14 protein-coding genes are annotated in these 13,020 nt (G+C 45.7%); 2 read left to right on the top strand and 12 right to left on the bottom strand.

The genetic code is table 11. The features are described 5' to 3' along the window. Position 1: 1 nt before the first annotated feature. The 12 genes from flgK to SHD_RS10610 form a co-directional block, all read right to left on the bottom strand. Complete coding sequence (flgK, locus tag SHD_RS10665) at positions 2 to 1,927, bottom strand: flagellar hook-associated protein FlgK (RefSeq protein ID WP_023267119.1); 1,926 nt, start codon at positions 1,925 to 1,927, stop codon at positions 2 to 4. A 40-nt stretch (positions 1,928 to 1,967) separates the two neighbouring features. Then, positions 1,968 to 3,122, bottom strand: coding sequence for a flagellar assembly peptidoglycan hydrolase FlgJ (gene flgJ / locus SHD_RS10660; RefSeq protein ID WP_023267118.1), 1,155 nt, complete (start codon positions 3,120 to 3,122; stop codon positions 1,968 to 1,970). Between the two features lie 17 nt (positions 3,123 to 3,139). Beyond that, the gene (locus SHD_RS10655; protein WP_023267117.1) at positions 3,140 to 4,231 is read right to left on the bottom strand and encodes a flagellar basal body P-ring protein FlgI; all 1,092 of its coding nucleotides are present in this window, start codon (positions 4,229 to 4,231) and stop codon (positions 3,140 to 3,142) included. Between the two features lie 11 nt (positions 4,232 to 4,242). Then, positions 4,243 to 4,917: a flagellar basal body L-ring protein FlgH gene (flgH, locus tag SHD_RS10650; RefSeq protein ID WP_023267116.1), complete on the bottom strand. Its 675-nt coding sequence runs from the start codon at positions 4,915 to 4,917 to the stop codon at positions 4,243 to 4,245. 12 nt (positions 4,918 to 4,929) lie between these two features. After that, a complete protein-coding gene (gene flgG / locus SHD_RS10645; protein ID WP_023267115.1) occupies positions 4,930 to 5,718 on the bottom strand; it encodes a flagellar basal-body rod protein FlgG in 789 nt (262 codons plus the stop codon). A 10-nt stretch (positions 5,719 to 5,728) separates the two neighbouring features. Continuing rightward, the gene (gene flgF, locus SHD_RS10640) at positions 5,729 to 6,472 is read right to left on the bottom strand and encodes a flagellar basal-body rod protein FlgF (RefSeq protein ID WP_039978130.1); all 744 of its coding nucleotides are present in this window, start codon (positions 6,470 to 6,472) and stop codon (positions 5,729 to 5,731) included. Positions 6,473 to 6,643: 171 nt separating this feature from the next. After that, the gene (flgE, locus tag SHD_RS10635; protein WP_023267113.1) at positions 6,644 to 8,005 is read right to left on the bottom strand and encodes a flagellar hook protein FlgE; all 1,362 of its coding nucleotides are present in this window, start codon (positions 8,003 to 8,005) and stop codon (positions 6,644 to 6,646) included. 66 nt (positions 8,006 to 8,071) lie between these two features. Continuing rightward, positions 8,072 to 8,851 carry a flagellar hook assembly protein FlgD gene (gene flgD / locus SHD_RS10630; RefSeq protein ID WP_023267112.1) on the bottom strand — a complete coding sequence of 260 codons (780 nt, stop codon included), beginning with the start codon at positions 8,849 to 8,851 and terminating at the stop codon, positions 8,072 to 8,074. A gap of 24 nt (positions 8,852 to 8,875) precedes the next feature. Next, positions 8,876 to 9,292, bottom strand: a complete 417-nt coding sequence (gene flgC, locus SHD_RS10625) for a flagellar basal body rod protein FlgC (RefSeq protein WP_023267111.1) — start codon at positions 9,290 to 9,292, stop codon at positions 8,876 to 8,878. A gap of 2 nt (positions 9,293 to 9,294) precedes the next feature. After that, the gene (flgB, locus tag SHD_RS10620) at positions 9,295 to 9,699 is read right to left on the bottom strand and encodes a flagellar basal body rod protein FlgB (RefSeq protein WP_023267110.1); all 405 of its coding nucleotides are present in this window, start codon (positions 9,697 to 9,699) and stop codon (positions 9,295 to 9,297) included. A 143-nt stretch (positions 9,700 to 9,842) separates the two neighbouring features. Continuing rightward, complete coding sequence (locus SHD_RS10615; RefSeq protein WP_011716394.1) at positions 9,843 to 10,682, bottom strand: CheR family methyltransferase; 840 nt, start codon at positions 10,680 to 10,682, stop codon at positions 9,843 to 9,845. A 102-nt stretch (positions 10,683 to 10,784) separates the two neighbouring features. Beyond that, a complete protein-coding gene (locus SHD_RS10610) occupies positions 10,785 to 11,705 on the bottom strand; it encodes a chemotaxis protein CheV (RefSeq protein WP_023267109.1) in 921 nt (306 codons plus the stop codon). A 205-nt stretch (positions 11,706 to 11,910) separates the two neighbouring features. Between SHD_RS10610 and flgA the strand changes: the two genes are divergently transcribed. Next, the gene (flgA, locus tag SHD_RS10605) at positions 11,911 to 12,618 is read left to right on the top strand and encodes a flagellar basal body P-ring formation chaperone FlgA (protein WP_023267108.1); all 708 of its coding nucleotides are present in this window, start codon (positions 11,911 to 11,913) and stop codon (positions 12,616 to 12,618) included. A 75-nt stretch (positions 12,619 to 12,693) separates the two neighbouring features. Next, positions 12,694 to 13,020 (top strand): flagellar biosynthesis anti-sigma factor FlgM, encoded by a 327-nt coding sequence (gene flgM / locus SHD_RS10600; protein ID WP_023267107.1) that lies wholly within the window; start codon positions 12,694 to 12,696, stop codon positions 13,018 to 13,020.

The raw sequence follows: 13,020 nt of genomic DNA, 5'->3' as shown, positions 1-13,020 counted from the left end.
CCTAACGCACTGAGGTCAATAAAGTGTCAAAAATTTGCTGAGCGGTTGACATGATCCGCGCAGATGCTTGATAAGCCTGTTGGAAACGCATCAGATTGGCCGCTTCTTCATCTAAGTTCACGCCCGATTCGCTCTCTACTCTTGCATAAGCCTGTTGATAAATGGCCTCTGCAGAATCGACTCGCACGCTCGCCGCCTTGGTTTGACTACCAATATCTTGCTTGGTCTGTTCATATACATCAGCAAGTGTTGACTTACCGCCATTCATCACTTTAGATTCGCTGAGTTTTGCCATTGCTAAGGCATTGGTGTTATCCCCTTCGGCAAAGGATAAATCGAAGGTAAACTTGTCACCCACAGCCGCAGCACTGCTATCGACTTCAAAGGTAAAGCCAAATGCACTAATGCTCGGTGGCGTATACGCCGCTGGCGCGCCAAGAGATGTGCCATTGGCATCGAAGGCTTCAAAGGTGGGCGGCACGGCAGTGGTATCTAACTGAATGGTCAATTCGCCACCCGTTACGGGGAAGTTTGCAGCATTACGGTTAGTAATTTGCGTCAACTTAACTTGGGTATTGCCCGAGTTTGCCGCATCAGGTGTAATTTTAGGCGCTGCTGCGGCAATGCCTTTGGGATCTGTCATCACCACTTCAATACCATTAGCCGCTCCAGCTGTTGGGCGAATAGCGAATCGATCCCCAGATGCCATGGCTCCGGCTTTAATATCAATCGAGAATCCCGCGCCGCCTTCAAGCTTAGTGCCGTTTAAAGTCAGTGGCGTGATAGCGCCAGTCTGCGTATCTCGCAGTTCATAGGTCGAAGGTGCAGTAAAAGATAACTCGTATGAGCCACCCGTTAAGGCGCTGGTATCGTCGATATTGACACCTAAGGTTGCATTGCCTGTATTTCCAGAAAGACTTCCGACACGACCCAGAGACATCAAAGGATCGTTGATATCCTTAAAGATATTGCCGCCCACTTGACCATTAAGATCAATACCCTGCGCTTGTAGTTTATTAAAACTGTCAGCGACGCCTAAGGCTAATTGATCAAGCTCTAAGCTCGCAGGCATTAAAGTTTGGTCACGGTATTCAAACAATGCCCCCAACTGACCACCTAACTTACTCGGATCAGCCTTTACACTTTGTGAGCCAATGGTCGATACCAATTGCAATTCGTTAGGGAAAGGGTCACCCGTTGTCGTATTCATTGACATCGCGATCTCGCCCGAAACCAACATAATAGAGCCACCGAGCATGATGCTCTTGGCGCCATTTTCTAAGGGGATCACATTCACCTGTGCATACTGACTCAGCTCTTGCACGAGCGCGTCTTGCTTATCTAATAAAATCGGATCTTGGTTAGGTGATTTCATCAATTCAAGGTTGAGATTAGCAAGCTCAGTACTGATCTCATTGATACGCTTAGTCATGCCAGTGATTTGATCATTGGTTTGACTGAGTTGCCCATTTAGCGTCGACTGCATCTGATTCAAACTGTTTGCCAATTGTTTGGCATCGTTTAGGGTCGAACTGCGAATACCTAAATCAGCAGGTAAGTCCGCTAGACTGTTAAGGCCAGAAAACAGATCGTTCAAACTCTGTGGTACCACTTTGCCAATTTGGGAGAAAATTTGGTCTAGCTCACTTAGCTTGCCAAAGCTGGCCTCTGCTGCACTCAGAGTAGTTTGGCCAATACGCAACTCGCGCGCAGCGTAATCGTTATAAATACGTTTTACATCAGAGACATAAGTGCCAGTACCATAAAAACCATTTCCAAGACGTTGGGAGTCTAAGGTGGTTTGGGTCGCAACTTGTCGGTGATACCCCGCTGTATTGGCGTTGGCGATGTTATTACTGGTCACCCCCAGCTGTGACTGAGATGCGAGTACGCCGGTACGGGCAATATTTAATAGATCGATAGCCATTAGCCGATACTCCCCAATACTAACGTCTTATGAAGAATGATCATTTGTCTTCTCCTGGCAGTATCGACTTCAGCTCTTCGCTGATGGACTGCATGACTTTAATGACTTTTTCAGCATATTTAGGATCGGTGGCATAGCCAGCATCCTGCAATGCACGGATAAACTGAGTCGGTGACGCCGCCACTTTCTTGGCATCTTGATAACGCTCACCGTCAGCGATAAAGGATACGAAATCGTTAAAACTGTGCTCAAAATCAGCATACACACGGAAATCGGCTTTTTGTCTAACGGCAATACCCTGCTCAAATTCCAAGGTACTCACGTTAGCCTTATCACCTTGCCAGCGACGGTCGGCTTTAATATTGAACAGGTTATGGCTAGGCGCGCCATTATTGCCACGGACAATTTTTTGACCCCAACCAGTTTCAAGTGCCGATTGTGCCAATAACACTTCGGGTTTAGTGCCAAGTGCTTTGGCGGCTTTTTCCGCATGGGGATAAAGCGTCGCCAAAAATTCTTCACGGCTACCAAACTTAAGGGTCTTTTGCGTCTCCCTAAATGCCGCCGTCGGCAAGATTTGGCCGCTGATCACAGGTTCGATTGGCGATAAGGGTTGTTCTGACCAAGTAGGTTTAGGCGTATTTATGGCCAACAAACGCTCTGGCTTATCGATATCTAAGGAAGACGTCACCCCATTGGGGTTATCCACCTCAATGCTTGGGCGCGCAATCGAGGCTGGTACGCCTTGGGCTGCGACAACTGGCGCAGCAGTGCTTTGAGTTTCAGCTCCCGAGGTTGCTTGAGCTGGAATGTTGAATGCTTTCGCATCATGTTGCAGCTTCATACCACCGTCATTACGCAACACGGATGCGGGCGTAAACTGGCTCGACTCGGGGGATAATTGCTGCACCATCATGTCTGCAAGGCCCAGCACACCTTTATCCGATAAATCAACGGATAACTGCTGATCCCGCATTTGCTCATAAAACTTAGTGTATTGGCTGTTGAGTGGGCTGTCGGACTCAAATACTGCGTTCGCATCACGCATGCTCTTCATCAGCATTTGCACAAAAACACCTTCAAATTGTTGGGCGACTTTTTTCAAGGCGCCCTTCTCATCTTTCTGAGCTTGGGCACGCAGGGAATCCAGCCCACCCAGATCAAGAAAATGTGATGAACTTGAAAGCTTTTCCATGATTTTCCCGACAGAAATTAGATGATGATAAGTTCACCATGCAAAGCACCTGCCACTTTTAATGCCTCGAGGATAGCAAGCACATCTGACGGGGCTGCTCCCACTAAGTTTACGGCTCGCACTAGCTCATCTAACGTAGTACCAGGATTGAACATAAACATCCTGCGATTACTTTCGGTTGCGTTAATCGTACTATTGCTCGTCACTGTCGTTTGCCCATTAGCTAAGGCATTAGGTTGAGAGACCTGTGTCGCTTCAGCAATGGTCACAGTCAAACCACCATGAGTCACTGCGGCAGGCAATAACTTGACGTTCTGCCCTACCACAATCGTGCCTGTACGCGAATTAACGATCACTTTGGCAGACTCTTCAGCAGGCTCCACTTCGATATTCTCGAGCGTGGCTAAAAAAGATACCCGTTGTGATACGTCCCTTGGCGCACTGACCTGAATCGACGTTGCATCCAATGGCCGCGCCATATCAGGGCCAAGCAGATCATTAATCGCATCGGCCAAACGCTGCGCGGTAGAAAAATCAGCACGGCGTAAGTTGAACGTCAAATAATCGCCAGTTGAAAATGGTGTTGCTACGCTACGTTCAACAATCGCGCCGTTAGGAATACGACCCACGGTTGGCGTGTTTTGAATAACTTTAGAACCATCCAAACCATCGGCACTAAAGCCGCTGACCACTAAGCTGCCTTGGGCAATAGCGTACACATTGCCGTCGACACCTTTAAGGAAAGTCTGCAATAGCGTGCCGCCGCGCAAGCTTTTCGCTTCACCAAGGCTTGAAACGGTGACATCCAATTCTTGACCTGGCTTGATAAAGGCTGGCATATCCGCATGCACAGCCACCACAGCCACGTTTTTTATCTTGGGTCTAAAATTTTCAGGCAAATTAATGCCGAAATTTTTAAGCATGGTGGTGAATGTTTGTTCGGTGTAATTGGTTTTTTCGCCCGTACCGGGTAAACCCACTACCAAGCCGTAACCAATCAATTGGTTACTCCGCACCCCTTGCACATTGGCAATATCTTTAATGCGTTCAGCTTGGCTAGGCATAGAAAATGCGAGCATGGCTACGGCAAAAAAAAGTTTTAATTTCATGATACGACTCCTTAGAAGGGCCACCAATCGCTCATAAAGAACTGGCTTAACCAACCCACTTTTTGGGCATCAGCAAAGGTGCCTGTTCCGCTATACTGAATACGCGCATTGGCCATACGGGTTGAATCGATTGTGTTATCAGGCTTGATGTCCTGTGAACGAACGATCCCCGTTACACGAATAAACTCATCACCATTGTTAATCGATATCCACTTTTCGCCACGTACTACTAAATTGCCGTTATTGAGCACTTGCATCACGTTGGCAGAAATACTGCCATCTAAGCTGTTACTTTGATCAGCATCGGATTCTCGCTTAGTGTTCATACTGTCTTTGTAACGTAGGTCGAGGGGAATCCCCCCCACTGATACATTGCTGCCACCGGCATAGATGGGATCTAAAGTCATATCAGAACCTTTTTTGATCTGATTACCCGCGCTTTTTTTCGCCTGGGTCGCTTCCTTCAACACGATTGTGATGATGTCTCCCACTTTGTGAGCACGAATATCCGAATAAAGACTGGCCGCTTGACTGTCCTGATAAATTGACCCTGTCGCGGCAATTTTGGTTGGCGGCGCTTCGGGATAAACCGGCGCATAGAAGGGATCATCTGCAATCGGCTTCTTGGGGGTAGAACTACACGCCGTAAGCAAGAGCGCAGCGGCCAAAATAATATATCTAGCCATGATAATGTGCCTCTATAGATTCTGATTCACATAAGCCAGCATCTGATCAACCGCCGAAATCACTTTAGAGTTCATCTCGTAGATCCGCTGACTTTCAATTAGATTCACCAGCTCTTCGGTCACGTTTACGTTAGAGGTTTCTAACGCACCTTGACGAATCGCCCCCATACCATCGAGTGATGCAGTGCCTTGGATAGGCGTGCCACTGGCACCGGTTTCGGTGTACAGGTTTTGTCCCATAGGGTCTAAACCCGATGGGTTAATAAAATCAGACATACTGAGCTGACCCACAACTTGGTTATCAGCAGTTCCAGGTATTTTTACCGACACCTCACCTTCGGCAGATACGGTAATACTTGTCGCATCAGGTGGAATGGTGATAGCAGGTTGCAGCACATAGCCAGAGCCAGGCGTGACAATTTGCCCAGTATCATCCAAGGTAAATTGGCCGTTACGAGTATAAGCCGCGGTACCATCAGGGAGTTGTACCTCGAAAAAACCAGGGCCCTCGATCATCAGATCGAGCGAGTTATCGGTAGTTAACATATTGCCTTGGGTAAACATCTTTTGAGTAGCAACCACTTTAGTACCCGCACCGATATTTAAACCGTTTGGCAACTTAGTGTTTGAGGCACTAATGCCCCCCGCTTGGTTGACGGTTTGATAGAGTAAGTCTTCAAAGACGGCGCGGCTCTTTTTGTAGCCGACAGTACTGGCGTTAGCGACGTTGTTTGAAATCACCGCAATATCGGTTTGCTGTGCGTCTAAGCCAGTTTTACTAATCCATAACGCTGGATGCATAATTTATCTCCTAACTAATCCGCATTAACGAAGATGATGCGCGGTCGTTTTCTTCCGCGGTTTTCATCATTTTCACTTGCAATTCAAATTGTCGCTGTAAATCAATTAAGGACACCATCTCATCCACTGGATTGACGTTACTGCCCTCCACAGCCCCGCTTTCAACAAACACGCTCGGATCGGCTGGCGCTGGATTTCCCGAGGTCAAACGGAATAACCCATCCTCCCCGCGCAGCATTTGGGCGTTACCAGGATTGACCAGCTTTAATCGTCCCACCTCTTCGATCACTTCCGCTGTCGCGCCCTGAGGGCGTACAGAGATAATGCCATCCTGTGAAATAGTGACTTTTTCAATCGGCAGCGGTAACACAATCGGCCCCGCATCCCCCATCACGGGATTACCACGGTCGTTATGTAACAAACCCGTCGAGTCAAAACTTAAGCTGCCGGAACGGGTATAAGCTTCACTGCCATCTTGCGCCTGAACAGCAAACCAACCATCTCCTTTAATAGCAACGTCAAGATCACGTCCAGTACTTTTAATTGGACCTGCACGAAAATTGGCGGAGGGAGTTTCAACCATGGCAAATACCCTCGATGGCAATCCTTCACCAAAGGCTTGCATCGATCTGGCTTGTGCCATATCCGACTTAAATCCATCGGTATTGGCGTTAGCTAAGTTGTTGGCGCGCAAAGCCAACTCATTCATGTTTTGCTTAGCTCCGCTCATGGATATGTAGAGGAATTTGTCCACAGACTGCTCCGTCAAATTTTCAACCTGACAATAGCAAAGCAAGCATCATGCCAATAAAAACATATGCTAATTAACTGATAAATTGAGAGAAGATAATGAGGAAATCGCTATGGCGCCTAAAGAGGCTAAGAGTTGCCGCAGGCGGCAACTCTTAGAAAGGGAACAATCAACTTAACGAATCTGCAAAACAGTTTGCTGCAGTGTGTTGTTGACTTCTAGGGTACGAGAGTTAGCTTGGAAGTTACGTTGTGCCGAAATCAAATCGACTAGCTCAGTCGTTAAGTCAATGTTAGATTGCTCTAACGCCGAAGAACTTAAGCTTCCAAATGTGCCGCTATTAGGTTCCCCAGCTAGTGCAGGACCTGACGATAAACTCGCCTTCCATGAGGTATTACCTACCTGAGTTAAACCTTGCTCGTTAGCAAAACGAACTAAGGCAACGCGGGCTAATGGCACAGTTGAACCATTCGAGTAACTGGCGGTGATCAAACCATCTTCGCCAATTTCAACATTCGTTAAACGTCCAACGGTAGTTCCGTCTTGTGACAATTCAGTAGCGGCAAAGGGGGCAGAATATTGTGTTGGCGCATTGAACTTGATATTAACGGCTTGCGTGCCATCCGCTCCAGGACCTAACACCCCTGCGCCACCCACACCAAGCACTTCAGTCGTCACGGCGGCAGGATCACTACCGGTATACACACCGACCGAATTAAACTTCAGAACCGATCCCTTCCAACCACCTGCAGTTTGCGCAGTCCCTGTTGCATCGGGAGTGCCGTCACCATTGGTATCAGTCTGATAGGTTCCCGCTGGGCCTGAAATATCAACTTGCTTGCCATCAATTGCATAATAAGCGACCCAATTGTTTTCGCCATTGTAAGAACCATTGTTTGGCTTCACAAAGTAGGTGGTCATAATATGTGGCTCACCCAGCGAATCATAAATTGTCATTGAAGTAACGCTGTTATAGGTTTTCGAGTCTAGAGGGTCGAATGCTGCCGGATCGAGTGAACCATCTTTGGCATTAAGATTCATCTGTAAGGTAACGTTTTCAGTCTGAACAGGACTACCCGCAGTGTCTGGAATTTGTACTGGTTTAGCTGTAGTTAAACTTACTGATGTCGAGTTACCATCCTTGTCCACTGGGAAGGTTTGCAAATAATTTCCAGCAGAGTCAACCATGTAGTTATTTTTGTCGACTTTAAATGCACCCGCACGGGTAAACTGATGATCTAAGGTGCCGATTTCTGAAGCGGTCACAAAAAAGCCACCACCCTTAATCGCCAAGTCCAAAGAGTTATTAGTTAGTTGCAAACTACCTTGATGGAATTGCTGCGCGACTTGGCTTGTTGCGACACCGCCACCCACAGCCGTTTTTGAGTTTGAGAAAATTGAATTAGCGTAAACATCCGCAAATTCAGCACGCGACTCTTTAAAACCAATGGTATTAGCATTGGCAATGTTGTTCGCCGTAGTGTTTAAATCCTTCTGCGCAGCCGAAATGCCACTCAATGCAATGTTAAACGACATAATTCACCTCTACTTTTGCTCAATTCTTAGTGGACAAGTTGCGTCCATTTACCATCTTGAAAACCATTAAACTTCCGTGATCGCAAGCACATCCGACAACTTAAAGGCCATACCGCCTTTTAGATTCAAAATAGCTCCCGTGGCGGCAGTCCCTAAGGAAACACTTGTCACATGTGCATAAGTCGATACCGCTAATGCCTGTGTCTCCCCCTCTACCAAACCTGACGCTTTTATTGCATAGTTTCCGGTCGCAACAGGTTCACCTTTATCATTCAAACCATCCCACTTAACATCGATATTGCCCCCATTACTGCCATCGACGGTAAATGTCTTAACCACTTGCCCTTTCTCATCTTCGATTCGAATGTTGATGACGGGAATTTTTTCCGAAGTACTGATTACGCCATTCAAACCAGGACTTTCTGCAGAGATATACCCAGTATCCGTCGGTAATAACACCTTACGTCCGACTAATCCGGATGCTTGTAACGCTTGGCTCGATGTCATCACACTGTTTAAATTAACAATTTGATCATTGAGCTTAGAAATACCATCAACGGTAGAAAACGATGCCATTTGCGCAATCATCTGATCGTTATCGACGGGCTTAAACGGATCCTGCATCGATAACTGCTGACTGAGTAATGAGAAAAAATCTTCTTGAGTCAGCTGTTGGCTCTTAGCGTCAGGCACTGCAGACTTGCTAGGTAAACGCAATCCATCCAAAAATGGGTTGCCTGTAGAGCTAGTCGAAGTTGTAGAGGAATTAGTCGCTACTGTATTCGATTGAGTTTTTGTTTGAGCTACTTGCGACGAAGTTTGGCTCAATTGGTTAATGAGGCTCACAACTTACCTCCTAAATAACACATATTATTTACCCATCCCAAGTGTCTGTTGCAGCATAGATTTTGCAGCTTCAGCCACTTGAACATTCATCTGATATGAGCGAGAGGCAGAAATCATATCCGCCATTTCTTCCATGACGTTTACATTTGGTTTGTAAATAAAGCCATCGGCATCCGCCATCGGGTGATCAGGCGAATACTCTTTTAATAGGGGTTTATCACTCTCGACAATTCCCTTCACAGTGACACCTTGGGCAGCTTGCTGCTGGCTCTGTGCTTTCGCCATCTCCGCCTCGAAAATCGGGTGGCGTGAACGGTAGGTTTTATCGATACTACTAGAAACGGAATCGGCGTTAGCAATATTACTCGCCGTGGTATTTAGCCGCACAGATTGGGCCGACATGCCCGACCCCGCAACATCGAAGATATTAAATAAACTCATAATTAATCCCCTCTCAGCGCTTTTTTCATGCCACTAAATTTACTGTCTAAAAAACCTAGAGACATTTGATATTCAAGGGCATTCTGCATAAATGCTGACTGTTCTTGTTGGACATCGACGGTGTTACCATCCCCTGTATCAGGCTGGTTTGGCACTCGAAATTTGACGTACTGCCCCGACAATTGAGACAAACCAAAATGCTGCTCATTGCCCACCATTTCTAGACTATTACGCTGCTGTTGCTGGGATTTCGCCACATTTAACGCCGCAGAAAAATCGACGTCACGAGCTTTATAATGTGGCGTATCGGCGTTTGCGATATTGCTTGAAATCACTTCGGCACGCTCGGCGCGTATCCCCAACGTAAATTGGTGAACCCCTAGGGCCTTATCAAAACTAATCGCCATAAAATTGCCTCCATCGTGTCTCTCACGGAAGTAAAGCAATTCATGTGCCAACAAACTGATATCAGGGAAGAAAGTATTGGAGGGATATTGCTGGCAAAAAAATTACCGACACTTGTCGGCAATTTTCATTAATTATCAATAGATTAAGTTTTCTTTTGATAATAAATACCAGGATTGCAACGCACCATATCGAACTCGTCGGTCAAACCAGCTATCGATTCAGAAGCGCCTAAAAAGAGGATACCTTTAGGATTTAACGCGGCAGCAAATTGCCGCAAAATTTTTGCTTTTGCCTCAGGGGCAAAATAGATCAGCACATTTCGGCAGAAAATAATGTCGAACTTGCCCAGCAAAGTGTAACTCTCAAGCAGATTATGGGCACGAAAATTCACCAAGCGCTTAACGTTGTCCTTTACCCGCATGTTGCCGGAGGGCAATGCATCAAAAAACTGGCGCTTACGTTCCTCCGATAAGCCACGAGCCAAAGCTAAGCTATCGTATTCAGCATTCTTACAACGCTCCAACATCGAAGGCGATAAATCCGTCGCTTGAATCGAAGCTCCACCAGGCAATGCACCCGGTTTTTTCTGTTGATATTCTAAGATAGTCATTGCCAAAGAATAAGGCTCTTGACCTGATGAACAGGCTGCTGACCATATCTTTAATGGCCTGCCTAATTTACTGTATTCAGGCAGTAACACATTATTTAGCAATTCAAATGGATAGCGATCTCTGAACCACAGCGTTTCATTCGTTGTCATCGCATCGATAACTTCAGCCCTGAGCGCACGCTCCGTGGGTTTCATCGAATGTTTAACCACATCAGATAATGATGGTAGGTTATATTTCCCCATTAATGGCGCAAGACGGCTTCGTACTAGGTATTGTTTATTTTCACCCAATACAATTCCGCTATGTTGTTCTAGGAACAACCTAAATTGATTATATTCAGCTTCAGCGAGTGATTTATCAGGCACATTCACGTCCTAAATCCTATAGCAAGCACCACAATAAGTGCACAACAATCATGTAATAAGGGCTAGATTATAGCGTAAAGCTCCACTAGGCACTAACCCACACTCTCACTACAAACTTAAATGCTTGTTTACTGCCGCAGCTAATTCATCAGGATTGAATTTCGCGATAAAGTCATTAGCGCCCACTTTTTGCACCATGGCTTGGTTAAAGACACCACTTAAGGAAGTATGTAGCACAACCTTGATATGCTTGAGTTTTGGATCGTCCCGGATCTCAGCAGTTAAGGTGTAACCATCCATTTCTGGCATTTCAATATCTGAGATAATCAGCGGGATTTCTTCAGCAACATTATTCATTTCGCCAGCAATCGCTTTGAGTTTATCAAGCGCTTCACGGCCATCTTTTGCCGTATCTATCTGTAGATTTAACGACTCTAAGGCACGAATAATTTGCTTACGAGCAACCGCTGAATCATCAATCACCATAATATGGTAATGCTGGCTTCTGTCGATAGTAAGCTGATCATTCACTTCTTCACTGATCGCTGTTTTGACTGGAGAAATCTCATCTAGGATCTTTTCCACGTCCAAGATTTCAACCAGCTCGCCTTCGATTTCAGTAACCGCAGTTAAATAAGAGTAACGCCCCGCACCTTGTGGCGGTGGCATAATGGCTTCCCAGTTCATATTGATGATGCGCTCAACCGAACTGACTAAAAAGCCCTGCACACTTCGGTTGTATTCCGAAATGATAATAAAGCAATTTTCCGTACTTGCTAAAGGACGTCCACCAGTAGCCGCACTCAGATCGATGACCGAAATAGTGGTGCCACGTATATGGGCAACCCCTTTGACATAGGGATTAAGTTTAGGCAAGGTCGTTAATGGCGGACATTGCAAAACTTCTTTGACTTTGAATACGTTTATCCCAAACCGTTGACGACCATTCAACTTAAATAGCAACAGTTCTAGCCGGTTTTGACCTACGAGTTGGGTTCGTTTGTTGACTGAATCAAGAATACTCGACATAACTCTGCCTTGTTGTTCTGTTTATGTACGGCCCTAAAACTCGTTTGAGTATAGGCATATTAATTGCTTACGTCTTGTTATAGATAAACATAGTTGAAACTGAGTCAAACTTCTGACATTCAACAACCAAGTTAACGGCAATGAACAGTTTCACGCTTGATAAAAGTATAGGTGCATTCTGGCGTTACAAGCTAGTCTCTTCATTATGAAAGTAAATTTAGTCTATTTTTTGAGTGTTTTCGCATTTTTTATCTCCACGGCATCAAACGCTGCTCCCGTGGCACCTAGCATATCGGCGATATCCGAATTAGCTAAAGCCCTTATTAATGAAAAGATTTCAGTACCAGCAAACGCTAAGGTTGAGATCCTGCCACAAACAATAGATAACCGTTTGCTCCCATCCCAATGCTCGTCTCCCATTCATGTAGAGCTGGCTTCAGAACGTGAAATCAGTCGTAACAACACGATAAAAGTCAGTTGTGATACTCCCGATCTTTCCTATCCATGGCAAATCTTTATGTCGGTCCGTGTTGATATACTCTTTCCTGTTGTCGTGGCGAGTGAAACTCTCGCGCCAGGCGAGTTAATCAATCCTACACAGCTAGAAATTCGCTACGTCGACCAAAATAGTTTACGTGGTATGCAATTTAACGACATTAATCAACTTTCGGGTGTGCGTGTAAAGCGGCGCGTTGCCAAAAATTATCCTATTTTTGCCAACAACCTTTGCTTTGTTTGTAAAAATGATGCGGTATCGATTTATGTTCGTTCCAACAATTTTGTTCTTAAAACCCTAGGCGAAGCACTGCAAGATGGTAATATTGGCGACCAAATTAGAGTCAAAAATAGCAGCTCAAACAAGGAACTAGATGCTATAGTTACAGCCATTGGCGAAGTAGAAGTTAGAATGTAAAATAAGCTAAAGCTTTTCGATGAGCTGCCGATACCCCAGTTAAGAAATCCCGTATACACGACGCTGGAGCCTAAAATGGCAATTGATATTAGCAAATTTAACGCCGGAGCGGCCGCGCAAGTCCGTTCAAACAATACCAAAAAGAGCAGCGAAAGCGACCAGTCGACTCAAGTTGCAGCTAAGCCGACTCAACAAAAAGGTGACTCTGTTGTCATTACGGCTCAAGCTCAACAGTTACAGGGAGCTCAAACCAAAATGGCCAGCCTGCCTGAAGTCGATCAAAAGAAAGTGGCTGAAATTAAACAAGCCATTGCCGAAGGTCGCTATAAAATTGACCCCGAAAAGTTGGCTGCTAACATTGCCAGCTTCGAAGCTGAATTGAACGATCTTAATAAAGAGTAA

This window comes from Shewanella decolorationis S12, from assembly GCF_000485795.1.
GTDB classification, from domain to species: Bacteria; Pseudomonadota; Gammaproteobacteria; order Enterobacterales; family Shewanellaceae; genus Shewanella; species Shewanella decolorationis.
This window is presented reverse-complemented; position numbering and strand designations above follow the sequence as displayed.

Coding starts and splice junctions, on each gene's coding strand:
- flgK (WP_023267119.1), bottom strand. CDS start 1,927: ATGGCTATCGATCTATTAAATATTGCCCGTACCGGCGTACTCGCATCT.
- flgJ (WP_023267118.1), bottom strand. CDS start 3,122: ATGGAAAAGCTTTCAAGTTCATCACATTTTCTTGATCTGGGTGGGCTG.
- SHD_RS10655 (WP_023267117.1), bottom strand. CDS start 4,231: ATGAAATTAAAACTTTTTTTTGCCGTAGCCATGCTCGCATTTTCTATG.
- flgH (WP_023267116.1), bottom strand. CDS start 4,917: ATGGCTAGATATATTATTTTGGCCGCTGCGCTCTTGCTTACGGCGTGT.
- flgG (WP_023267115.1), bottom strand. CDS start 5,718: ATGCATCCAGCGTTATGGATTAGTAAAACTGGCTTAGACGCACAGCAA.
- flgE (WP_023267113.1), bottom strand. CDS start 8,005: ATGTCGTTTAACATTGCATTGAGTGGCATTTCGGCTGCGCAGAAGGAT.
- flgC (WP_023267111.1), bottom strand. CDS start 9,292: ATGAGTTTATTTAATATCTTCGATGTTGCGGGGTCGGGCATGTCGGCC.
- flgB (WP_023267110.1), bottom strand. CDS start 9,699: ATGGCGATTAGTTTTGATAAGGCCCTAGGGGTTCACCAATTTACGTTG.
- SHD_RS10610 (WP_023267109.1), bottom strand. CDS start 11,705: ATGTCGAGTATTCTTGATTCAGTCAACAAACGAACCCAACTCGTAGGT.
- flgA (WP_023267108.1), top strand. CDS start 11,911: ATGAAAGTAAATTTAGTCTATTTTTTGAGTGTTTTCGCATTTTTTATC.
- flgM (WP_023267107.1), top strand. CDS start 12,694: ATGGCAATTGATATTAGCAAATTTAACGCCGGAGCGGCCGCGCAAGTC.